The organism is Embleya sp. NPDC055664 (genome assembly GCF_053618075.1).
Genome location: NZ_JBSHGZ010000048.1, coordinates 44142 through 65919, shown reverse-complemented (window position 1 = coordinate 65919; position 21778 = coordinate 44142). Strand labels below are relative to the sequence as shown.

At 70.9% G+C, this 21778-nt stretch carries 21 protein-coding genes and 1 riboswitch; of the genes, 11 read left to right on the top strand and 10 right to left on the bottom strand.

Annotation, left to right across the window (positions count from 1 at the left end; all coding sequences use genetic code 11):
* Positions 1-107: 107 nt before the first annotated feature.
* The 4 genes from qcrB to ctaE are packed head-to-tail and all read right to left on the bottom strand — an operon-like array spanning position 108 to position 4309.
* Positions 108-1751 (bottom strand): cytochrome bc1 complex cytochrome b subunit, encoded by a 1644-nt coding sequence (gene qcrB, locus ACWGR4_RS43565; RefSeq protein WP_452130638.1) that lies wholly within the window; start codon positions 1749-1751, stop codon positions 108-110.
* The gene (qcrA, locus tag ACWGR4_RS43560) at positions 1751-2836 is read right to left on the bottom strand and encodes a cytochrome bc1 complex Rieske iron-sulfur subunit (protein ID WP_452130637.1); all 1086 of its coding nucleotides are present in this window, start codon (positions 2834-2836) and stop codon (positions 1751-1753) included. Before qcrA ends, qcrB begins: the two co-directional genes overlap by 1 nt.
* Entirely contained in the window at positions 2833-3633 is an 801-nt protein-coding gene (gene qcrC / locus ACWGR4_RS43555) for a cytochrome bc1 complex diheme cytochrome c subunit (protein ID WP_380012565.1), read from the bottom strand. The genes qcrA and qcrC overlap by 4 nt, the downstream gene beginning before the upstream one ends.
* 46 nt (positions 3634-3679) lie before the next feature.
* Positions 3680-4309, bottom strand: coding sequence for an aa3-type cytochrome oxidase subunit III (ctaE, locus tag ACWGR4_RS43550; RefSeq protein ID WP_126638353.1), 630 nt, complete (start codon positions 4307-4309; stop codon positions 3680-3682).
* 75 nt (positions 4310-4384) lie between these two features.
* On the opposite strand from ctaE, the gene ACWGR4_RS43545 reads away from it, so the two are divergent.
* The 5 genes from ACWGR4_RS43545 to ACWGR4_RS43525 all read left to right on the top strand — a co-directional run bounded on the left by ACWGR4_RS43545 (position 4385) and on the right by ACWGR4_RS43525 (position 9522).
* Positions 4385-5497 carry a cytochrome c oxidase assembly protein gene (locus ACWGR4_RS43545; protein WP_380012568.1) on the top strand — a complete coding sequence of 371 codons (1113 nt, stop codon included), beginning with the start codon at positions 4385-4387 and terminating at the stop codon, positions 5495-5497.
* A gap of 9 nt (positions 5498-5506) precedes the next feature.
* Positions 5507-5917, top strand: a complete 411-nt coding sequence (locus ACWGR4_RS43540; RefSeq protein WP_452130636.1) for a ribonuclease E inhibitor RraB — start codon at positions 5507-5509, stop codon at positions 5915-5917.
* Between the two features lie 127 nt (positions 5918-6044).
* Positions 6045-6458 (top strand): response regulator, encoded by a 414-nt coding sequence (locus ACWGR4_RS43535; protein ID WP_078977539.1) that lies wholly within the window; start codon positions 6045-6047, stop codon positions 6456-6458.
* Between the two features lie 85 nt (positions 6459-6543).
* Entirely contained in the window at positions 6544-7626 is a 1083-nt protein-coding gene (gene trpD / locus ACWGR4_RS43530; RefSeq protein WP_380012821.1) for an anthranilate phosphoribosyltransferase, read from the top strand.
* Between the two features lie 153 nt (positions 7627-7779).
* A riboswitch (SAM riboswitch) is annotated at positions 7780-7896 on the top strand.
* 234 nt (positions 7897-8130) lie between these two features.
* Positions 8131-9522, top strand: coding sequence for an aminotransferase class V-fold PLP-dependent enzyme (locus tag ACWGR4_RS43525; RefSeq protein WP_452130635.1), 1392 nt, complete (start codon positions 8131-8133; stop codon positions 9520-9522).
* 443 nt (positions 9523-9965) lie between these two features.
* Here ACWGR4_RS43525 and ACWGR4_RS43520 read toward each other — a convergent pair whose 3' ends face one another.
* Together ACWGR4_RS43520 and ACWGR4_RS43515 are read right to left on the bottom strand one after the other, a co-directional pair.
* Entirely contained in the window at positions 9966-10244 is a 279-nt protein-coding gene (locus tag ACWGR4_RS43520) for an Lrp/AsnC ligand binding domain-containing protein (protein WP_078977541.1), read from the bottom strand.
* 106 nt (positions 10245-10350) lie between these two features.
* Positions 10351-10989: an exonuclease domain-containing protein gene (locus ACWGR4_RS43515; RefSeq protein WP_452130634.1), complete on the bottom strand. Its 639-nt coding sequence runs from the start codon at positions 10987-10989 to the stop codon at positions 10351-10353.
* Positions 10990-11245: 256 nt separating this feature from the next.
* Here ACWGR4_RS43515 and ACWGR4_RS43510 point away from each other — a divergent pair, with 256 nt between their 5' ends.
* The 5 genes from ACWGR4_RS43510 (at position 11246) to ACWGR4_RS43490 (ending at position 16539) form a co-directional block, all read left to right on the top strand.
* A complete protein-coding gene (locus tag ACWGR4_RS43510) occupies positions 11246-11482 on the top strand; it encodes a hypothetical protein (RefSeq protein ID WP_126638347.1) in 237 nt (78 codons plus the stop codon).
* Positions 11483-11964: 482 nt separating this feature from the next.
* The gene (locus tag ACWGR4_RS43505; RefSeq protein ID WP_452130642.1) at positions 11965-13338 is read left to right on the top strand and encodes an NYN domain-containing protein; all 1374 of its coding nucleotides are present in this window, start codon (positions 11965-11967) and stop codon (positions 13336-13338) included.
* Positions 13339-13403: 65 nt separating this feature from the next.
* Positions 13404-13766, top strand: coding sequence for a hypothetical protein (locus ACWGR4_RS43500; protein ID WP_452130633.1), 363 nt, complete (start codon positions 13404-13406; stop codon positions 13764-13766).
* A gap of 105 nt (positions 13767-13871) precedes the next feature.
* On the top strand, positions 13872-15254 hold the full coding sequence (locus tag ACWGR4_RS43495; protein WP_452130632.1) for a hypothetical protein: 1383 nt from the start codon (positions 13872-13874) through the stop codon (positions 15252-15254).
* 16 nt (positions 15255-15270) lie between these two features.
* A complete protein-coding gene (locus tag ACWGR4_RS43490) occupies positions 15271-16539 on the top strand; it encodes a M48 family metallopeptidase (RefSeq protein WP_395789104.1) in 1269 nt (422 codons plus the stop codon).
* Between the two features lie 12 nt (positions 16540-16551).
* Here ACWGR4_RS43490 and ACWGR4_RS43485 read toward each other — a convergent pair whose 3' ends face one another.
* From ACWGR4_RS43485 to ACWGR4_RS43475, 3 genes are all read right to left on the bottom strand, one after another.
* Positions 16552-16797: a hypothetical protein gene (locus tag ACWGR4_RS43485; protein ID WP_452130631.1), complete on the bottom strand. Its 246-nt coding sequence runs from the start codon at positions 16795-16797 to the stop codon at positions 16552-16554.
* A complete protein-coding gene (locus tag ACWGR4_RS43480; protein WP_380012591.1) occupies positions 16794-17075 on the bottom strand; it encodes a hypothetical protein in 282 nt (93 codons plus the stop codon). The genes ACWGR4_RS43485 and ACWGR4_RS43480 overlap by 4 nt, the downstream gene beginning before the upstream one ends.
* A gap of 127 nt (positions 17076-17202) precedes the next feature.
* Entirely contained in the window at positions 17203-18507 is a 1305-nt protein-coding gene (locus ACWGR4_RS43475) for a glycosyltransferase 87 family protein (RefSeq protein WP_452130630.1), read from the bottom strand.
* 77 nt (positions 18508-18584) lie between these two features.
* Here ACWGR4_RS43475 and ACWGR4_RS43470 point away from each other — a divergent pair, with 77 nt between their 5' ends.
* Positions 18585-19730: a glycosyltransferase family 4 protein gene (locus tag ACWGR4_RS43470; RefSeq protein ID WP_452130629.1), complete on the top strand. Its 1146-nt coding sequence runs from the start codon at positions 18585-18587 to the stop codon at positions 19728-19730.
* Positions 19731-19791: 61 nt separating this feature from the next.
* On the opposite strand, the gene ACWGR4_RS43465 is transcribed toward ACWGR4_RS43470, so the two are convergent.
* A complete protein-coding gene (locus ACWGR4_RS43465; protein ID WP_452130628.1) occupies positions 19792-21600 on the bottom strand; it encodes an AMP-dependent synthetase/ligase in 1809 nt (602 codons plus the stop codon).
* Positions 21601-21778: the final 178 nt, after the last annotated feature.

The window sequence follows — 21778 nt, the reverse complement described above, 5'->3', positions numbered from 1 at the left end:
GGCGAACGACGAAGGGCCCCACCGGATTCCCCGGTGGGGCCCTTCGTCGTTCCTGCGCGTCCTACGGGTCGTGCCGATGTGGCGTCAGCAGCCCGGCCCCGGTCGCGTCAGTGGTGACCGTGTCCGCTGGTCAGCTCCTTGTACTCCTCCGCCGTCGGCTTCTCGATCGGCTCGGCGAAGTACCAGTGCGACATCCGCGACCGCAGCTTGTCCGAACGCTTGACCTTGCGGGCCACACCGTTCTCGTCCTCGGCCGCTTCCAACTCGTAGGGCTTCGGCTGCTCGTGCGCGGTCAGGGTGTGCCGCATACCCGGGTCCAGCGGCTCGTGGATCTCGATGAACTCGCCGTGCGGGAGCTTCTTGATCACACCGGTCTCGCGACCGTGCAGGACCTTGTCCCGGTCCCGGCGCTGCAGACCCTTGCAGATCCGCACCGTGGCCAGGTAGGCCAGCACCGGCGCGACGAAGAAGGCGACCCGGCCGATCCAGGTGATCGAGTTGATCGACATGTGGAAGTGCGTCGCGATGATGTCGTTGCCACCGCAGACCCACAACACGCCGTAGCAGGTGATCCAGGCGACACCCAGGCCGGTGCGCACGGGCATGTTGCGCGGGCGGTCCAGGAGGTGGTGCTCACGCTTGTCGCCGGTGATCCAGCCTTCGATCCACGGGTACATCGCCATGAACGTGAACAGCACACCGGGCAGGATCAGGGACGGGATCAGCACGTTGAAGCTGAACGTGTGGCCCCAGACGTTCCACTCCCAGTTCGGCATCAGGCGCAGGGATCCCTCGAGGAATCCGATGTACCAGTCGGGCTGGGAGCCCGCCGTGATCTGTCCCGGGTTGTATGGACCGTAGGACCAGATCGGGTTGATCTGCACCAGGCCGCCGAGCGCGGCGGTGATGCCGAACACGATGAAGAAGAAGCCACCGGCCTTGGCCGCGTAGACCGGCAGCAGCGGCAGGCCCACGACGTTCTTCTCGGTCTTGCCCGGGCCGGGGAACTGGGTGTGCTTCTGGTAGAAGACCAGGATCAGGTGGACGGTCACCAGACCGACCATGATCGCCGGGATCAGCAGCACGTGGATGGTGAACAGGCGCGGGACGATGTCCTCGCCCGGGAACTCCCCGCCGAACAGGAAGAACTGCACGTAGGTGCCGACCAGCGGGATCGCCAGGACGACGCCCTCGGCGATGCGCAGACCGGTACCGGAGAGCAGGTCGTCGGGCAGCGAGTAGCCGGTGAAGCCGTTGACCATGGCCAGCACGAGCAGCAGGAAGCCGAACAGCCAGTTTATTTCGCGCGGCTTGCGGAACGCCCCGGTGAAGAAGATCCGGAACATGTGCACGAACAGCGAGGACACGAAGATCAGCGCCGCCCAGTGGTGGATCTGACGCATCGCCAGACCACCGCGGATGTCGAAGCTGATGTCCAGCGTCGAGGCGTACGCCTGCGACATGTGGATGCCCTGCAGCGGCACGTAGGAGCCGTCGTAGACGACCTCCTGCATGCTCGGCTTGAAGAACAGCGTGAGGAACACGCCGGTCAGCAGCAGCACGATGAAGCTGTACAGCGCCACTTCACCGAGCATGAAGGACCAGTGGTCCGGAAAGACCTTGCGCAGGTTCTTCTTCGCCGCGCCGTAGATGCCCAGCCGGCTGTCCAGCGCGTCGGCCGCGCGAACGGCCGCGTTGTCCGGGATCGGGGTGCTCTTGTTGGCCCCACCCTTGGGTTGTTCGCTCGACATCAGCCACGCTCCCAGAAGCTCGCGCCGACCGGTTCGGCGAAGTCCTGCGACGCGGCGAGGTTACCCGCCTCGTTCACATGGATCTTCAACTGCGGCAGCGAGCGAGCGGCCGGGCCGAACACGACCTTGCCGTCGTCCGCCAGGTCGAAGGTGGACTGGTGGCACGGGCACAGCAGGTGGTGCGTCTGCTGCTCGTACAGGCCGATCGGGCAACCCACGTGGGTGCAGATCTTCGAGTACGCCACGATGCCCTCGTAGCCCCAGGCCAGTTCCTTCTTGGACTTGATGTCCTTCGGCTCCAACCGGACCAGCAGGACCGCGGACATGCCCGCCTTCTCCAGCCAGCCGTGCGAGAGCTCCTCCTTCTGACCGGCCGGGCCGTACTTCTCGACCAGACCCTCGGGAAGCGCCATGGTGAGCGAGCCCTTGACGATGTCGTCCGGCTTGATCGGCAGGCCGGTCGCCTCGTTGATCAGCTCCTTGCCCGGCTTCCACTCGGTGTGCCGGAGCTTGGTGCCGGGCAGCGGGCCGAGGTCGCGCAGCAGCACCACGCCGGACAGCGGCACCAGGGCCATCGCGCCGATCATCGTGCGCCGGATCAGCGGCCGACGGCCGATCACCGAGTCGGAGGCGCCCTGGGTGAACTCGCGGATCGCGTACTCGCGCGTCTCCGGGTCCGAGGTGAACTCGTGGCGCTCCTGAACGATCTCCTCGTCCGTCATCAGCGTGCGCGCCCAGTGGATCGCGCCCGCGCCGATGCAGAACAGCGCGATGCCGAGGGTGCCGCCGAGGGCGGCGTTCTGGGCGCCGATCTTCCCGAAGAAGAAGATGTCGATGATGCGGTCTTTGTCGATGCCGACGTACGACCAGATGAAGCCGATCGTGGCCAGCATCGAGATCACGAAGAGGAACGCGACCTGACGCTCGGCGCGATTGGCCGCCTTCTCGTCGATGTCGGTGCGGCGCGGCTCGTGGGCCGGCAGGCCGGGGTCGGCGAACGGGTCGCCTTCCGCCGGAACATGTGCCGAGGCGGGAACCTCGGGCAGGTGCTCTTCGGGCACTTCGGATTTGTCCTGGCTACTCATTTGGTCCTGGCCTTGGGGGTCCGGGCGGCAATCCAGATCGCACAGCCGATCAGCAGGCCGAGCGCGATGATCCAGCCGAAGAGGCCCTCGGAGACCGGGCCGAGGCGGCCGAGACCGAGACCGCCGGGGTTCGGCTCCTTGTGCGTCGTCTCACGCACGTAGGTGACGATGTCCTTCTTCTGCTGCTCGGGCATCGTGCTGTCCGGGAACGAAGGCATGTTCTGCGGGCCGGTGAGCATGGCCTCGTAGATGTGCTTCGGGTCCACGTTCTTCAGCGGCGGTGCGAACTTGCCCTGGGTCAGGGCGCCGCCCTCGCCGGAGAAGTTGTGGCACTGCGAGCAGTTCGTGCGGAACAGCTCGGCGCCGTTGACGATGTCGCCGTCGGGCGCGTACATGTTCGCCGTCGGGATCTTGGGCCCGGCGCCGAGGGAGGCCACGTACGCGGAGAGCTGCTCGATCTGCGCCGGGGTGTAGACCTCGGGCTTGCGCGGTGCCTGGGCACCGGGCTGCTGGAGGGGCATCCGGCCGGTCGACACCTGGAAGTCGACGGCGGCCGCGCCGACGCCGATCAGGGAGGGTCCGTCCGAGGAGCCCTGGGCGTCGAGCCCGTGGCAGGTCGAACATCCGCTCAGGTAGAGCTTCTTGCCCGCTTCGACCGCGATGGAGGCAGAGTCGTCGGCCTCCGCCTTCTTGGCGGGCGCGAACGCGGCGTACAGCCCCCCCGTGGCCGCGAGCGCAAAAATGAGTACGACGATCGCCGCCAAGGGGTGGCGTCGCCGCGCGGAGAGCTTTTTCACGGATAACCCCGGTCCAATGTCGTCTGCGTAGTGAGTGTCGGGACGTCTACCTGATGACGTAGATCGTGAAGAACAGACCGATCCAGACCACGTCGACGAAGTGCCAGTAGTACGAGACGACGATTGCGGCCGTGGCCTGCTCGTGCGTGAACCGTCGGGCCGCGTAGGTGCGTCCGAGGACCAACAGGAAGGCGATCAGACCGCCCGTCACGTGCATGCCGTGGAAGCCGGTGGTCAGGTAGAAGACCGAACCGTAAGCCGACGACGAAAGAGTCGTGCCCTCCTTGACCAGCTCCGTGTACTCCATCACCTGACCGCCGACGAAGACGGCGCCCATGATGAAGGTGATGATGAACCACATGCGGAGCTTCTTGACGTCACCGCGTTCGGCCGCGAAGACGCCGAGCTGACAGGTGAGCGAGGACAACACGAGGATCGTCGTGTTGCCCGTCGAGAACGGGATGTTCAGCTCACTGGCATGCTCGCGCCAGGCGTCCGAGCCGGTGACCGACCGGATCGTGAAATACATCGCGAACAAGGCCGCGAAGAACATCAGCTCCGACGCCAACCAGACGATCGTGCCGATGCTGACCAAGTTGGGACGGTTGAGTGTCCCGTGTGTCCCGTGTGAGGGGGGCCCGGTTTCTAGTGAAGTTGCTGTCGCCACGGCGGCCATTATTGCGGTCGCCGGATCTGCCCACACTTCGGGGGGTAACCCTCGTTGAACGTGTCGGGGTTAGGCTCTGGTTCCGTGAGTGGCTCTGCAGGCGATGCCGGGATGTTCCTGGCACACGCGACCCCCGGGAACGTCCCGCCCGAACTGACCCCCATTCGGCTCCTGACCGGGTGGGTGTTCGAGCCGATCCCGATCCTGGTCGCGATGTTGTTCGGCGGGCTCTATCTGTACGGGGTGCACAAGCTCAGGGCCCGCGGGGACGCGTGGTCGCGGTGGCGCACCTTCTCGTTCCTGGGATTGGGCCTCGGCACGTTCCTGATCGCGACCGAGTCGGCGCTGGCCGCCTACGACACCGTGTTGTTGAGCGTGCACATGGTGCAGCACATGGTGCTGGCGATGATCACGCCGATCTTCCTGGCGCTGGGCGCGCCGATCACCCTCGCGCTGCGCACCCTGCCGACCAAGTGGCGTAATCGGCTCAACGCCCTCCTGCACAGCAGATTCTCGAAGGTGGTCACCTTCCCGGCCTTCGCCGGCTTCGTCTTCGTGCTCAATCCGTTCGCGCTGTACTTCACGCCCTGGTACGAGCTGACGCTGCGCAACACCTTCATGCACGACATGAATCACGTGCACTTCGTGATCATCGGTTGCATGTGGTTCTGGCCACTGCTCGGGCTCGACCCGATGCCGCGCGCGAGCCATCCGATGCGGTTGCTCGCGGTCTTCGCGACGCTGCCGTTCCACGCCTGGCTGGGCATCGCGATCATGAGTTCGTCCACCGTGCTGGCCGGTGACTGGTACAACGACCTCGGTCGCGATTGGGGCGCGAGTCCGCTGTCCGATCAGGGCACCGCCGGCGGGATCCTGTGGGGCAGCGGCGACATCATCGGACTGCTCGTCTTCCTCGTGTTGTTCGTGCAGTGGGCCAAGGCGTCCGAACGCGAGGCGGTGCGCGAGGACCGGCGGCTCGATCGACTCGAACTGATCGAGGCCGGGCGCAAGGCCCGGGAGGAGCGGTTGGCGCGCGAGGCGGCGGCGGGCGGCGACGGCGCCGGGGGCGTCGGGGACGCCGGAAAATCCGTCGCGAAGAGCACTCTTGCGGGTGACTCTGCCCGAACGGCGGACGGCGATTCGGCCGTCCGGGTGGCCCCCGGGGCCGAGCCGAGGTCGGCGAGCGGGGCCGAGTAGCGTCGCGGCATGATCCTCGAACGGTTCCTCCGCCGGCGGCGTGCCGAGCCGGTGCCCGTGCTCGTCGACGACGGCACGCTGGTCGTGGTCGGCTCCTGCTTCGATCCGGCGCGGGCCGACTCGGCGGTGGTCGCGGAAATGCGGGCGGCCGGAGTGGCGGTGGAGACCGGTCCGTTCGTGATGCGGCACGTGGTGACCCTGCCGGACCACGACGCGGTCGCGGAGGCGACCCGGCTCCTGGCGGCGGACGGATGGGCGGTCACGGTCGTGGCGGCCGACGAGCGGCCGCTGCGGGTGCGGATCGCGCGGCAGCAGGTGCTCACCGGCCTCGAACCGGCCCGCGAGCGCACCCGGATGGCGGGGCTGGCGCAGCGGTTGGGCGGGGACGCCGAGGGCTACGAGGTGCTGGCGCGCGGGTGAGTCGGGCGGACCCGGGCGGTCGGGCCGGGATCGGAGCGTGACGAGCCCCACATTCCGGCGGGGAAAAGCGCTAACATCCGGGGCGGATCCAAGTTGTCGTCCCGTACCCGGACTCAGGCAGGTGGACATGACGCGCGGCGAGACCATGACCGTCCTTGTGTACAGCGACGACCGCAACACCCGTCGGAAGGTCACCCTCGCGCTCGGGCGCAGGCCCGCCGTCGACGTGCCGTTCGTGGAATACCTGGAGTGCGCCACCGAGCCCGCCGTGATCGAGGCGATGGACAAGGGCGGCGTGGACCTCGTGATCCTGGACGGGGAGACCGCCCCCGCCGGCGGCATGGGTGTGTGCCGGCAGCTCAAGGACGAGATCTACAACTGCCCGCCCGTACTCACCCTGGTCGGTCGCCCGCAGGACGCGTGGCTGGCCACCTGGTGCCGGGCCGACGCGGTGGTCGCGCATCCGCTGGACCCGCGCACGCTTGCCTCGGCGGCGGCCGACCTGATCCGCGGGCGGATCGCGGGACGCCAGCCGGCCTGACCGCATCGCGGATAACCGTCGGGTGTCGCCGGTCCCGGTCGGTACGCTGGCGCCGACTCATCCGATGACACTGCGGGAGCGGACCATGGGCGCCTCGGCCTCTACATACCAGAGCGGCGGCAACCCGGCGGCCCGTTCCTGGCGCGACATCCTGGCCTCGCTCATGCGGGGTGACGACCTGCCGGCGGATGCCACGGCGTGGGCGATGGACCACATCATGACGGGTGAGGCCACGCCGGTGCAGGTGGCCGGGTTCGTGATCGCGCTGCGGGCCAAGGGCGAGACCGTGGACGAGGTCTCGGGTCTGGTGCGGGCGATGTACGAGCACGCGTCGACCATCGAGGTACCCGGCCGCACGGTGGACATCGTCGGCACGGGCGGCGACCTCGCCCGCACGGTGAACATCTCGACCATGTCCGCGATCGTGGTTGCGGGCGCGGGCGAGACCGTGGTCAAGCACGGCAACCGGGCGGCGTCGTCCGCCAGCGGCGCGGCCGACGTGCTCGAAGCGCTCGGCGTGGTGCTGGATCTGACCCCGGAGCAGGTGGCCCGGACGGCCGGGGAGGCGGGCATCACGCTGTGCTTCGCGCAGCGCTTCCACCCGTCGTTGCGGCACGCCGCGCAGGCGCGGCGCGAGCTGGGGGTGCCGACCACGTTCAACTTCCTGGGCCCGCTGACCAATCCGGCGCGGGTCCGGCATCACGCGATCGGGGTCGCGGATCTGCGGATGGCGCCGATCGTGGCCGGTGTGCTGGCCGATCGTGGGGCCACCGCGCTGGTCTTTCGCGGTGACGACGGGTTGGACGAGTTGACCGTGACCACCACGTCCCAGGTGTGGATCGTGCGGGACGGCGACGTGCGCGAGGACCGGGTGGATCCGCGCGACCTGGGTATCGCGTTGAACGGGATCGAGTCGCTGCGCGGCGGCGACGCGATGTTCAACGCGGGGGTGGCCCGGAAGCTGCTCGCGGGGGAGAAGGGCGCGGTGCGCGACGCGGTGTTGTTGAACTCGGCGGCGGCGCTGGCCGCGCTCGGCCCGGGAGACGGATCGTTGACGCAGCAGTTGGCGGCCGGGATCGAGCGGGCGGCGGAGGCGATCGACTCGGGGGCGGCGCAGGCGGCGCTCGATCGATGGGTGGGCGTGACGCGGTCGTTCGCGCGAGGGTAGCCGGAGGCGGATGTGTACGCCGGGTGGGCCGAGGTGGGCCTGCCCGGCGTCGTCGCGTTCGGGCTCCGTCGGGGCGTGGGGGCGGTGTCCAGTATGTGGAACCGGTGGAGTGGTCGTTGCGCGCGGCGATTCCTGCGGTAATAATTCTGCGCAGGTCACGAGTGACAGTGGAAAGCCCCGGCTTGCTGTCCGGCAACCCTCGCTCCGCGGTGGGGTGCCCCGGGTGATGACACGGTCGGGCGTCGTCAGGCGTCCCGGCAAGCGCGGACCCCTGGTGTGGTGGCAGGCAATTGCCCCATGCGAACCGGGTCCTGTACCTGGGGAGCATGTGATGGCGTGAAATCTCTTTCTCGAAACGGGTTGATCGGCCCATTCCGTACGCGCTGAGTCGTCGCGCGTCGCTTTTCCGAGACCACATTTCATCCGGGGATCACTCCGCGCTGTTTTGATGTCGACTTCTCGACATTGCGTGGGGTCGGTTCTCGTCTGCCGAGGAGATTTGCCATGACCGCCGGTGCCGCTTCCGCCGCCTCCGTTGCCTTCGACGCCGATGTCGCCATTGCCGCCCCGCTGCCCGTGGTCGGGCGGGATGTGCTCGTTCCGCTGGTCACCGGGGGTGAGGTGGAGTACGCGGCGCTCGACTACGGGGCCAGCGCGCCGTGTCTGCAGCGGGTGTGGGACGACGTGGCCGGCTATCTGCCGTACTACGGCAGCGTGCATCGCGGTGCCGGCTACCTGTCGCAGTTGTCCACCGAGCTGTACGAGCAGAGCCGGGCCACGGTCGCGGAGTTCCTCGGGTTGCGGGGTGACGACACGCTGCTGTTCACCCGGGGCACCACCGATTCGCTGAACCTGCTCGCCTCGGTACTGCCGCGCGGCACCCGGGTGTTCGTGTTCGAGACCGAGCACCACGCGGCGCTGCTGCCGTGGCGTCGGCATGCCGGGGTGACCCAGTTGGCGGCGCCGTCCTCGCCGGAACAGGCGGTCGCGGCGCTGGAGGCCGCGCTCGAAGGCTCCGGCGACGGGCCTCGGCTGGTGTGTGTGACCGGTGCCTCGAACGTGACCGGCGAGTTGTTCCCGGTGGCGGAACTGGCCGAGGTGGCGCACCGGTTCGGGGCGCGGATCGTGCTGGACGCGGCGCAACTGGCGCCGCACCACCCGGTGTCGGTCGCGGACCTGGACGTGGACTGGGTCGCGCTGTCGGCGCACAAGCTGTACGCGCCGTTCGGCTCGGGGGTGTTGGCGGGGCGCGGGGACTGGCTGGACGCGGCGGAGCCGTACCTGGCGGGCGGCGGGGCGAGCAAGGCGGTCTCGCGCGACCACGTCGAGTGGCAGAGCGGCGCGGCCCGGCACGAGGCGGGGTCGCCGAACGTGATCGGCGCCTACGCGTTGGCGTCCGCGTGCCGGGCGATCACCGAGGCGGGGCCGGCGGCGCTGGTCGCGCGCGAGGAGGCGTTGTTGGCGCGGTTGCGGGCGCGGTTGGCGGAGATTCCCCAGGTGCGGACGCTGGAGCTGTTCGGGCCCGAGTCGGCGCGGGTGGGTGTGCTCTCGTTCGTGGTCGAAGGGTGGAACAGCTCGCGGTTCGCGGCGGTGTTGTCGGCGGAGTACGGGATCGGGGTGCGGGACGGGCTGTTCTGCGCGCACCCGCTGGTGCGGCACCTGTTGGGCGGGCGGGCCGATCAGCCGACCGAGTGTGGGTCGCCGGACGCGCCGGAGGGGCAGCAGAACCTCAACGCGATCCGGGTCAGCTTCGGTGTGGGGACGCCCGTCGAGCACCTGGACCGCTTTGCGGCGGCGGTTCGGGAAGTGGTGGAGCGGGGGGCGCGGTGGAGCTACACGGTGGATGGGGGCCGGTGCGTTCCTGATTCGGACCCGCGCGTGTTGCCTGCGGCGTGACGGGGGTGTGGGTCGGCGCGGGTCGCGTGCCTGGGCCTTGGACGGGGCGGGTCGTCCTCAAACGCCGGACGGGCTGATTGGGTCGCCTGCGGCGTTGGGTTGCGGCCTGTTTGTCCTCAGGCGCCGGAGGGGCTGATTGGGTTGCCTCCGGCGTTGGGCTGGGGCCTGTTTGTCCTCAGGCGCCGGACGGGCTGATTGGGTCGCCTGCGGAGTTGGGTTGCGGTGCGCTTGTCCTCAAGCGCCGGACGGGCTGGGTGGGGCTGGGTCGCTTCCTGGGCCGGCCTCCGGCCCGGGTGTCCTCAAGCGCCGGACGGGCTGATTGGGTTGCCTCCGGCGTTGGGTTGCGGCCCGTTTGTCCTCAAGCGCCGGACGGGCTGGGTGGGCCGGTTGCCTCTGGGGTCGGCTGCGGGTGGGGGGCTTGGGTGGCGCTTGTTTGGGTTTGGTTATTCGAGGCCGATCGCGAAGGCTGCTTCGAGGTCGTGTTGGGAGTAGGTGCGGAAGGCGATGTGGGTGGTGGTGGCCTCTACTCCCGGGACCTTGTTGAGGCGGCCGGGGATGACGTCGGCCAGGTCGTCGTGGGCGCGTACGCGCACCATGGCGATCAGGTCGAATTCACCGGTCACCGAGTAGACCTCGCTCACGCCCTCGATCGCGGCGATCGCCTCCGCGATTTCCGGGGTCTGGTCCACACGCGTCTTGACCTGCACGATCGCGGTGATCACGGGGTAGTCCTCCGGCTGTCGACGACAAGGTGCCCGAGCTTAGTCGGCGCGCCCGTCGGTGCGGGATCGCCGGCGCAACCATGTGTACTCGAATCCGGGTCACGGGTCACCCGATCGGAGTGGTTTGGCGCTCGCGGACGCCCGGTGTCGGGGGGCGGCCCAGGGCCAGGAGGTCGGCCAGTTCGTGGCGCCCGCTCGCGTGCATCCGGTCGATGAACGCGCGTAGCACGTGTGCCGTCGCGCGTGCGTCGGCCAGCGCTCGGTGGGTCGGGTCGGTGGGCGCCTCGAAGTAGCGCGCGAGGGTGCCCAATCGCAGGTTCGGCAGTGTCCCGGCGGGCAGCAGCGCACGGGCCAGGGCGAGGGTGTCGACAACCCGGAAGTCGGGCCAGGTGTGGTCGCACGCGATGCTCGCGGTACGCAGAAAGCCCACGTCGAACGGGGCGTTGTGGGCGACCAGGATGGCGTCCTCGGCGAAGTGGGTGAACGCCGGCAGCACCAGACGCAGCGGGGGCGCGTCGGCCACCAGATCGTCGGATATCCCGGTCAGGTCGGTGATGAACTCCGGGATCGGCACCCCGGGCGCGACCAGGGTCGCGAACTCGCCCAGGCGGTCCGCCCCACGCACCCGGACGGCGGCGATCTCGGTGATTCGGGCCTCCTGCGGATCCAGGCCCGTGGTCTCCAGATCGACGACCGTGAACACCTGCCGCTCCACCTCGTCACGAATCGCTCGGGATCCGGGCATGGTTCGCAACTCGTGGCCCGGGGCGATACTGTCCGGCGGGCGGGAACGCCGCGGCGGGTCGGCCGCCGGCAAGCCCTGACCCGCCGAACCTCGTGACCGGCAATCCCGGTGCGCGGTGCTGCTCATGTACCGGACGGTACGTTTCCGGCCCGACACGGCCGCGCCCAGGTACCTCTCGCAGCCCGGCATCATGGGGTGTACGCGGCCGATGGTGAACGGGTAAGGCTTCGCGGACCGAACCAGGAAAGGAACACGCATGTCGATCCAGGCCCCCACCGAGGACACCCGGTGGCGTTGCACACTGTGCGGCAACCTGACCCGGTTCGACGTGACGCGGACCACCAAGGCCGTGGAGTTCACCCACCTCGACCTGGCGGGCGCCCCGCGGGTCGAGGAGCGCGAGATCGTCTCGGACGAGATCGAGTCGGTGCGCTGCCGCTGGTGCAACGCGACCGATTCCGTCGAACTGGTGGCACGCCCCGACGCGACCTGATCGCCGCAACCGTCCGGGGACAATGGGACTGTGCATCGTTTCGGCATCGGGGCGGCCCGGCGCGACCGCCGGCGGTGCGGAACACGCCATGATCAAGGCGTCGGCGTCCCGGCAACGGTGACGCGGGGAGGGGCCTCGAGGGAACGGGAAGGACCGGAGGAGCAGTGAGCGGACCGGATACCCGCGCGGACGAGGTCACGCCTGCGCACGCCGCCGACGCCGCCGAGGCGGTGCCGGCCGCCGAGCCCGACCTCGACGCGCAGTCCGGGACCGCGGCGGCGACGGATGCCGCGACCGATGCGGAGCCCGTCGAACCGGGGCGGCAGGCCGGGGCCAACGGGCTCGTCGATTCCGCGGCGGGGTCGCTACGGTCTGCGGGGTCTGCGGGGTCTGAGGAGTCCGACGGGGCCGTGCATCACGCCGTCGCCTCGGATGCGCACGGGGCCGCCGAGCCGCCGGCCGGTACACATCCCGCCGCCGACGTGCCCGCCGGGGCCGTCGAGCCCGAGGCGGAGCGCGCCGCGTCCGAGGCGCCGGCCGTCGAGCCCGAGGTGTTGAGCGGACCGTTGCCGGAGGCGGTCCGGGTCCGGGTGATCTCGGTGGCCGCCGACGCGCTCGGCACGATGACCGCCGACGAGGTCCCGGGGCCGCTGCGCCGGTTCGCCCGGTTCACCCACCAGCGCCGGGCCAAGTTCGCCGCGACGCCGCTGGCCGCCGCGCTGGAGAACGATCCGGTGTTCCGCCAGCGCATAGCGGAGCGCTTCCGCAAGGGCCTGCCGGAGATCTCCGAGGCGCTCGAAGCGGGCAAGGTGCCCGCCGCGGCCGACCCGCTCGACGTGGCCGCGGCCGCCTATCTGCTGCGCCCGCGCGGCTGGGTCCGGCTGATCGAGACCGCCGGCGACGCGGCCAAGGAGGCCGCCGCCGACCGCGCCGAGGCCGAGGCCGCCGAGACGTTGTCCCGGCTGGAGCACGAGGTCGGCGTACTGCGCGCGGCCTCGAAGACCGAGCACGAACGGCTGCGCGCCGAGTTGGAGACGGCCCGCAAGGAGGCCGACCACCTGCGCCGCCAGGTGCGCGGCCTGCAGGGCAGTGCCAAGCACGAGGAGAAGGAGGCCCGCCGGGCCCGCTCCGAGCTGGACGCGGTGCGGGTCGAGGCGCAGGCCGCGATCGCCGCCGCGGAGAAGGAGGCCCGCCGGCTGCGCGGCCGGGTCGCCGAGGTCGAATCGGCCCTGGAGGCCAGCCGCCGGGCGGCCCGCGAGGGACGCAGCATGGAGGACACTCGGGTCCGGCTGCTCCTGGACACCGTCCTGGAGGCGGCCCAGGGCCTGCGTCGCGAGCTGGCGCTGCCTCCGGTCGGGATCAGGCCGGCCGACATGGTGGACGCGGTCGTGCCGGGCGCGTCCGGGATAAAGGACATCGCGCAGCGCGCGCTGGAGGGCGACGACCCGGCCCTGCTCGACCAACTGCTCGCGCTGCCCCAGGCGCACCTGGTGATCGACGGCTACAACGTGACCAAGACCGGCTATCCCACGCTCGCGCTGAACAAGCAGCGCGACCGGCTGGTCGGCGGGCTGACCGGGCTCGCCGCGCAGACCGGTTGCGAGGTGACCTGCGTGTTCGACGGCGCACAGCTGGACGCGCCGGTGCTGCTCGCCCCCGCGCGCGGGGTGCGGGTGATGTTCAGCAAGCCGGGCGAGACGGCCGACGAGCTGATCCGCCGGCTGGTCCGGGCCGAGCCGCCGGGCCGGCCGGTCGTGGTGGTCTCCACGGACCGCGAGGTGGCCGAGGGCGTGCGCAAGGCGGGTGCCCGCCCGGTGCCTTCGACGATGTTGCTGCGCAGGCTCACCCGCGGCTGACCGCACCGCGTGTCGGTAGCGCTCCCTACCGTTGACGAGGAAGGTCGACGAGGGGGAGGAGTCACATGCGCATCGCCTGTCGTACACACCGCGGCCGAGGGCGCGCCGGCGCCGCCGGCTGCGCGATCCCGGCTTCGATCGGGCCGGCCCTGATCGGCGCCCGCATCATCGGCATCGACATATCGCCCGAATTATCGAATACCGCTTCTTTCGGCGACTTCGGCGACTTCGGCGACCTCGGCGATCCCGCCGACCCCGGGCCGCCCCCCGAGCCCGCCGGCCGGCCCGACTACATCGAGTTGGACGAGGAGACGCTGACCGCGCTGCGCCTGTTCGCGGCGGAGGGGATGTTCGCGACACCGAGCGGATCGGCGCGCGACGGCGGCGATCCGCCGGGCGTTCGGCGCCCGGCCGACCGCCGGGGCTGAACCGGGCGGTGGGACCGCTCCGGGGCGGGTCGGCGACACCCGTTCGCCGCAGCCCCGGTCCCCGTTCCGGGTGGGGAGCGCACGGGCCCACGTTACGATCGAGCGGTGGATGACCCGAATCGGGCCGCGCGCCGGATCCGCAGCCTGCTGCCCGTTCTGGTCGTGGTGTGCGCGCTCGCCCAACTCGGGGCCGTGCTCGGGGTGACCCGATTCGTCGCCGACACGGTGACCCACACCCCTCCCGGCGTTCACGCCGGCCGCTCCGCCGGCCCCGGGGCGAGCGGCGATGGCGAGCAGCACGCGAACGCCCGCCGGATAGCGATCGGCGCCCTCCTGGAACGGCGCGCGAACGCGTTCCTCACCCGGGACCGCGAGGCGCTCTCGTCCACCGTCGACCCGCAGAACCCGACGTTTCGGCAGAACCAGATGGGCGTTTTCGACAACATCGCCGAGGTGCCGTTCGCCGCGTGGGAGTACGAGATCGTCACGCCCGACGCGTTCGACCTCTCCGCCGCGCGCAAGAACGCGCTCGGCGGGCCCGTGTTCACCGCCCAGGTGGACCTGCTCTACCGGATCACCGGACACGACGTGGCGCCGGTGCGGGTGCCGCAGTTCCTGACCTTCGTACTGCGGGGCGGCACCTGGTATCTCACCGCCGACGGCGACGGCGCCGCGACCGGGATGCGCACCCCCGCCCAGGTGTGGGACCTGGGCCCGGTCACCGTGGTCCAGGGCGCGCACAGCATCGTGCTCGGTATCGGCACCCGTGCCGCGCTGCGCGAGTTCGCCGACACCACCGACAAGGCCGTGCCGCAGGTGAGCGCGGTGTGGGGCGAGTCCTGGCCCGGGCGGGCGGTGGTGGTGGTGCCCGGCACCCAGGCGGAGATGGCCCGGCTGCTCGGCGCCGAACCGAGCAAGTACGCCAAGATCGCCGCGGTCACCACCGGCGAGCGCGGCGCGGCGGCCGACGCGGCCGCCGCCGACCGGGTGATCGTCAACCCGGACGCCTTCCGCGAGCTGGGCGACCTGGAGCGCCGGGTGGTGATGACGCACGAGATCACCCACGTGGCGAGCCGCGCGTTCACCCGGGCGTGGACGCCGACCTGGCTGTCCGAGGGGTTCGCGGACTACGTCGGCTACCTGGAGTCGGCGCAGACGATGCGCACCGCCGCGCCCGAACTGCGCCGTGACGTCAAGGCGGGCAAGGTGCCCGTACAGCTGCCCGCCGACACGACCTTCGAGACCACGCAGGAGGACCTGCCCCAGGCGTACGAGATGGGGTGGCTGGCCTGCAAACTGATCGCGGAGCGGTGGGGCCGGCCCAAGCTGGTCGAGCTGTACCGTACGGTCGGCGCCGAACGGCCGCCCGGGGTCGGCGCGCCCGACGCGGCGTCGGCCCTGTCGTCGGCGATGGTGTCCGTCCTGGGCACCGGGCCCGACGCGTTCACCAAGACCTGGCTCGACTACCTGCGGACGCAGGCCGAATGACGGGGGCACGGCGGGCATGTCGGTCCAGAGGTTGTTGCTGATCTGCCTGATCTGCACGGGTGTGGTGCTGCTCGTGGCGGTCGCGGTGACCACGCCGTGGCGCCCGCTGCCGGAGCCGCCGGGCGGGTTCACCCACCCGGACGCGGCCCGGGACTTCACCGCCGCCGAGATCGCTCGCGGGCAGGCGCTGGCCCGGGCCGCGCGCCCGCCCGCCTACCTGTCCATGGCGCTGTCCCTGGTGGTGTCCCTCGTGCTCGGGCTCACCCCGGCGGGGGCGCGGATCATCGAGGCGGTCGCCCGGCCCCTGGGTGGTGGATGGGCTTGGCGGATCCTGCTCGGCGGGCTGGTGCTCGCGCTGATCGGCCGGCTGGCCACGCTGCCGTTCGCGGCTCGCCTGGAGGTGGTCCGGCGGCGCTACGGGCTGTCGGTGCAGAGCTGGGGGAGTTGGTGGGCCGATCTGGGCAAGGGCTTCGCGATGTCCACCGGGCTGCTGCTCGTGGTGGCGCTGGCGCTGTACGCGCTGATCCGGGCGCTGCCCCGGGCCGGCTGGCTGATCGCGGCCGGCGGGGGCGCGCTGCTCGTGGTGGCGATCTCGTTCCTGTACCCGCTCCTGGTCGAACCGGCCTTCAACAAGTTCCACTCGATGCCCGACGGGCCGCTGCGCACCTCGCTTTTGCAACTGGCCGAGCGGGACGGGGTGCCCGTACAGGACGTGCTGGTCGCGGACGCGTCGCGGCGGACCACCGCGCTCAACGCGTACGTGTCCGGGTTCGGCTCGACCCGGCGGATCGTGGTGTACGACACCACCGTGCGCGACGCGGATCCGCGCGAGGTGGAGCTGATCGCGGCACACGAACTGGGCCACGCCAAGCGCAACGACGTGCTGCACGGCACGCTGATCGGCGCCGCCGCGATGGCCGCCGGCGTCTGCGGGCTCGGCCTGCTGATGTCCTGGTCGCCGCTGCTGCGTCGGGCCGGCGCGGACGCCGCGGGCGACCCGCGCTCGCTCGCCCTGCTGCTCGCGGCGGTCGCGGTGATCGGCACGCTGGCCGGCCCCGGCGAGATGCTGATCAGCCGGCGGCTGGAGGCCCGGGCGGACGTGCACGCCCTCGACCTGACCCGCGACCCGGAGGCGTTCATCCGCATGCAGCACAACCTGGCCGTGACCAATCGCTCCAACGTCACCCCGAATCCGATCCTGCAATTCCTCTTCGCCTCCCACCCGTCCGCCCCCGAACGCATCGCCTCGGCAAGAGACTGGGAACGCCTGCACGGCAAGGGGTAGCGGCGCGGCCGCTCAGGGACCGGGCTGTATGCGAACGACGGTCACGAGCAACTGTCCCGCCGATACCTGGTAGACGACGAAGATGCTGCGGCCGAGCGTCGCCTCGCGCCGGTCCCTGGAGTAGGTCGCGCTCGACCCGCATCCATACGGATCGCGGGCGATCGCCGCCATCCCCGCGTCGAGGTCGCCGCGCTGTGCGGGAGTGAGTCGTCCACGGACCTTGTCGCAGTCCGGGGTGTAGTCGACGCGAAAGCTCATCCCGGTTCACCCGCTTCGGCTTCCCGGCGCTTTTGCTCGACGAATTCGCGTTCGCGGCGCTCCAGCATCTCGAAGACGGCGCGGTCCTCCTCCTCGGCCGTGGTCGGCTTGAGCGCCCACTTGGCCAGGAGCGCGAACAGTTCGTTCGCCGGGCAGTCCTCCACCGCCTCGTTGAACTCCTTGTGCCACTCCTCGGGCAACGATTCCCGGATGGTCCGCACGGTCGCGGGCAGTTCCACGACGGCACCACCGATGTGCGTCTTGAATGTTGCCGGCATGGGCACACACCTCCGTCGAGAGTCGTTTCGGTCGTCGTGTTCCAGTGTGCTGTGGTCGGTGCGTCGTGTGCAGGCGTGTGGGCAGCGCGTCGGGGGCTTGTGTTGGTGTCGAAGGGGCGTGGTGTGCCTACACGGTGGACTTCGCCACGGGGCGGTGTGGGTCCGTCGGGGTCGGGGGTTGCTTTGTCGGCGTTGTCGGGGTGCTGTCGTCGACGACGCGGCTCGCCTGCCACAGTCGCCGGGCCGACCACGCCGTCGCCGTCACCAGCAGGGTGTTGCGGGCGGTCAGGGCCAGGACCGCGGCCGGCTCGCTCCGAAGGAGTTCGCCGAACCAGATCGGGAATTCCAGGGTGGTCAGCGGCATCGCGCACAGCAGCAGTACGGCCGGCGGGCGCTGGGTGGTGTCCGGCCGCAGCAGGCACACCGCCGCCAAACCGATCAGCCACACCAGATACTGCGGGCTGATCACCCGGCTCGTGGTCACGAAGATCAACATCGCGCACAGCGCCGCGTCGGGCGCCGTGGACGTGGTGAACCGGCGGGCCCGCACCCGCCACAGCAGCAGCCAACCGAAGCCCAGCACGCTGGTGAGCAGGCTGATTCGGCCCACCGCGGTGATGTACGGGCCGTGGAATTCGAGCGATCCGTAGCTCTCCCGGACCTGCCCGCTCCACCCGCACCAGGAGGCGAGGTGGAACGGCACGGCGAACACCGACTCCACCTCGATGCCGCGTTCGCGCTGGTAGCCCAGGAACGCGAAGGCCCCCGGAAGCGCGGCGGCGAAGCCGAGCACCACCACCGCGGCGCCGAGCAGGGTCCACGCGTACGCCCGGGCCGGCCCGCGTCGCCCGCGCAGCCCCACGAAGATCAGCGCCGGCCACAACTTTATCGCCGTCGCGAAGCCCGTCAGCAGCCCCGCGAGCCGGTGTCGGTCGGTGCGCCGGCCCGTGATCAGGACCAGCGCCGCCACCGTCGGCGCGGTCACCGCGAGGTCGTACCGGGCCAGGATTATCGGCCCGAGCAGCGGCACCGCCACCACCCACAACGCCGCGCCGTACGGCGGCACCCCGCGCGGGATGCCCCGGGCCAGCAGCCACACCACCGCCGCGTCGGCGACGAGCATCAGCAGGTACACCGACGTCGCGTAGTCGAACGGCAGCAGCCCGGGCAGCAGCAACACCCCGGCCGCGCCCGGCGGGTACTGCCAGCGCACGTCGTCCACCGGAAAGGTCCCCGAGCGCAACACGTGGAACCACTCGCGGTAGATCGCCCGCGCGTCACCGGTGACGAACGGCCAGGGATTGGGCACCACTTCCATCGCCGTCAGCAGCAACACCGCCCGGGTCGCCGCCCAGACGAGCACGACGGCCCAGAGTGCGCCCGACGGCGTACGGAACGGATTCCGCGCACGGTGCCACGAGGGAAGGCTCACCGACGGATCGTACAGAGAGCGCCCGCTTCGACCGTATCCTTCCGCCGGCCGGCGCGTCGGGTCTGGGATCCTCGTGCGTGATGAAGACCTTGATCGTCACCAACGACTTCCCGCCCCGGCCCGGCGGCATCCAGTCCTTCGTGCACTCCATGGCGCTGCGGCTGCCCGCGGACGGCGTCGTGGTCTACACGTCCTCGTGGCGGGACCGGGCCGAGACGGCCGCGTTCGACGCGGCGCAGCCCTTCCCGGTGGTGCGTGATCGTACGTCGATGCTGGTGCCCACGCCGGGCGCGGTACGCCGGGCCCGGGAGATCGCCCGGGCCGAGGGCTGCGACACCGTCTGGTTCGGCGCGGCGGCGCCGCTGGGCCTGATGGCGCCGAGCCTGCGCGCGGTCGGCGTGGACCGTCTTGTGGCCACCACGCACGGGCACGAGGCGGGCTGGGCCGTACTGCCGGGCGCCAGGCAGTTGTTGCGGCGGATCGGCGAGGGGGTGGACACGGTCACCTACCTGGGCGAGTACACCCGGGGCAAGATCGCGCCGGCGCTCACCCCGGCCGCCGCCGCGCGCATGGTGCAACTGCCGCCCGGCGTGGACGAGACCGTCTTCCGCCCGGACGTGGGCGGCGCCGAGGTGCGCGCCCGATACGGCCTGAGCGATCGGCCGGTCGTGGTCTGCGTGTCGCGGCTCGTGCCGCGCAAGGGCCAGGACGTACTCGTGCACGCGCTGCCGAGGATTCGCCGCCGGGTGTCGGACGCGGCGCTGCTGATCGTCGGCGCCGGGCCGTACCGGGACCGCCTGGAGACGATGGTCGACCAGGTCGGCGTGCGCGACTCGGTGGTGTTCACCGGCGCGGTGCCGTGGGCCGAGTTGCCCGCGCACCACGAGGCGGGCGACGTGTTCGCGATGCCGTGCCGCACCCGGCGTCGCGGCTTGGACGTGGAGGGCCTGGGGATCGTCTACCTGGAGGCGTCGGCGGTGGGTCGGCCGGTGGTGGCGGGCGATTCGGGCGGCGCGCCCGACGCGGTCCTCGAGGGCGAGACGGGCCACGTGGTCGACGGCCGCTCGCCGGCCGCCGTCGCCGACCGGGTGGCGGGCCTGCTGGCCGACCCGGAGCGGGCCGCCCGGATGGGCGCGGCGGGCCGCGGCTGGGTGGAGCGGGCCTGGCGGTGGGACCTGCTCTCGGAACGGCTCCGGGGGCTGCTCGACCCGAAGGCGGGCTGAGCGACACACGTGCCGAGGGCGGGCGGCCCCGGGATCCCGGAGCCCGCCCGCCCGCGTGTGCTCAGCCCTCGTAGATCTTCTCGATGTCCTGCTCGAAGTCCTTGAGCACCAGGTTGCGCTTGAGCTTGAGGGACGGCGTCACATGGCCGCTCTCCTCGGTGAAGTTGATGGTCAGCACGCGGAACTTGCGCACCCCCTCGGCGCGCGAGACGGCCTTGTTGCCCTCGTCGACCGCGTCCTGGACGGCGGCCAGCAGGTCCGGGTCGTCGGCGAGATCGGCGACCGTCGCGTCGGCGGGCTTGCCGTTCTGCTCCTTCCAGATCGGGAAGGCCTCCGGGTCGATGGTGATCAGCGCGCCGACGAACGGGCGGCGGTCGCCGACCACCATGCACTCGCTGATCAGCGGGTGGGCCCGGATCCGGTCCTCGATCAGGGCCGGCGCGATGTTCTTGCCGCCGGCGGTGACCAGGATCTCCTTCTTGCGCCCGGTCACGGTCAGGAAGCCCTCGTCGTCCAGGACGCCGATGTCGCCGGTGCGGAACCAGCCGTCGTCCTCGAACGCCTCGGCGGTGGCCGCGTCGTTCTTCCAGTAGCCGGTGAACACGTTCGGACCCTTGGCCAGGATCTCGCCGTCCTCGGCGATCCGCACCGCCGAGCCCGGCACCGGCCGACCGACCGTGCCGATCCGGATGCCCTCGGCGGGGTTGACCGTGTGCGCGGCGCACGTCTCGGTCAGGCCGTAGCCCTCCAGGACGGTGAAGCCGATGCCGCGGAAGAAGTGGCCGAGCCGGGTGCCCAGCGGCGCGCCGCCGGAGATGGCGTGTGTGGCCTGGCCGCCGAGTGCCGCGCGCAGCTTGCCGTAGACCAGCTTGTCGAACACCCTGTGCTTGATCCGCAGGCCCAGGCTGATGCTCGCGCTGTCCATGCCCTCGCTGTACGCGATCGCCGTCTCGGCGGCCATCTCGAAGATCTTGCCCTTGCCGTCGGCCTGCGCCTTGGCGGAGGCCGCGTTGTAGACCTTTTCGAACACGCGCGGCACGGCGAGCACGAAGGTCGGCTGGAAGGTCTGGAGTTCGCCGGTGAGCTGCTTGACGTCCGGACAGTGCCCGATCCGGACCCGGGCCATGATGCAGCCGATCTCCAGGATCCGGCCCAGCACGTGGGCGAGCGGCAGGAACAGCAGACAGCTCGACTTCTCCGGGACGAACAGCCGGTTCAGCAGCGCGACCACGTTGCCCAGTTCGGCCTGGAAGTTGCCGTGTGTCAGGACGCAACCCTTGGGCCGCCCGGTGGTGCCCGACGTGTAGATGATGGTGGCGACCGAGTCGGCGCGCAGGCCCGCACGGCGCTCGTCGACCACCGCGTCGGCCACCTCGCGCCCGGCGGCGGTGAGCGCGGGCACCGCCGCCTCGCCGTCGCCCTCGTCGATCCGCCACACGTGGGCCAGCTCCGGCAGCCGCTCGCGCGCTCGCTCGACCGCGCCCTGGTGCGCCGCGTTCTCCACGACCACCGCCCGCGCCCCCGAGTCGGACAGGATCCACTCGATCTGCTCGGCCGAGGAGGTCTCGTACACCGGTACCGAGATCGCGCCGGCGCACCAGATGGCGAAGTCGAGCAGCGTCCACTCGTAGCGGGTGCGCGACATCAGGCCGATCCGGTCGCCGGGCTCGATGCCCGCCGCGATCAGGCCCTTGGCCACCTCGTACACCTCGGCCAGGAACCGGGTCGAGGTCACGTCCGTCCAGCGTCCGCCCACCTTGCGGGCCAGCGCCGGGGCATCCGGTGCCTCTGCGGCATTGCGCTTGATGAGGTCGGTCAGGTTGCCCTCGGCGGGAACCTCGGCCAGGGCCGGGACGCTGCACTCGCGCACTGATGCTCCTCGTTGCGGTCTCGGCGCCGGAGGTCGGCGCTGCCGGTGCCGGTGTCGGTGTTGCCGGCCGTCTCGGTGGCTGTCCATCTTGCCGACTCGTTGACGGGGGCAGACGTTACTGGCAAGTAGGTCTGGGGGACAGGGGTCGTGAGGATCCTGTGCCCGGTCTCACGCTGCG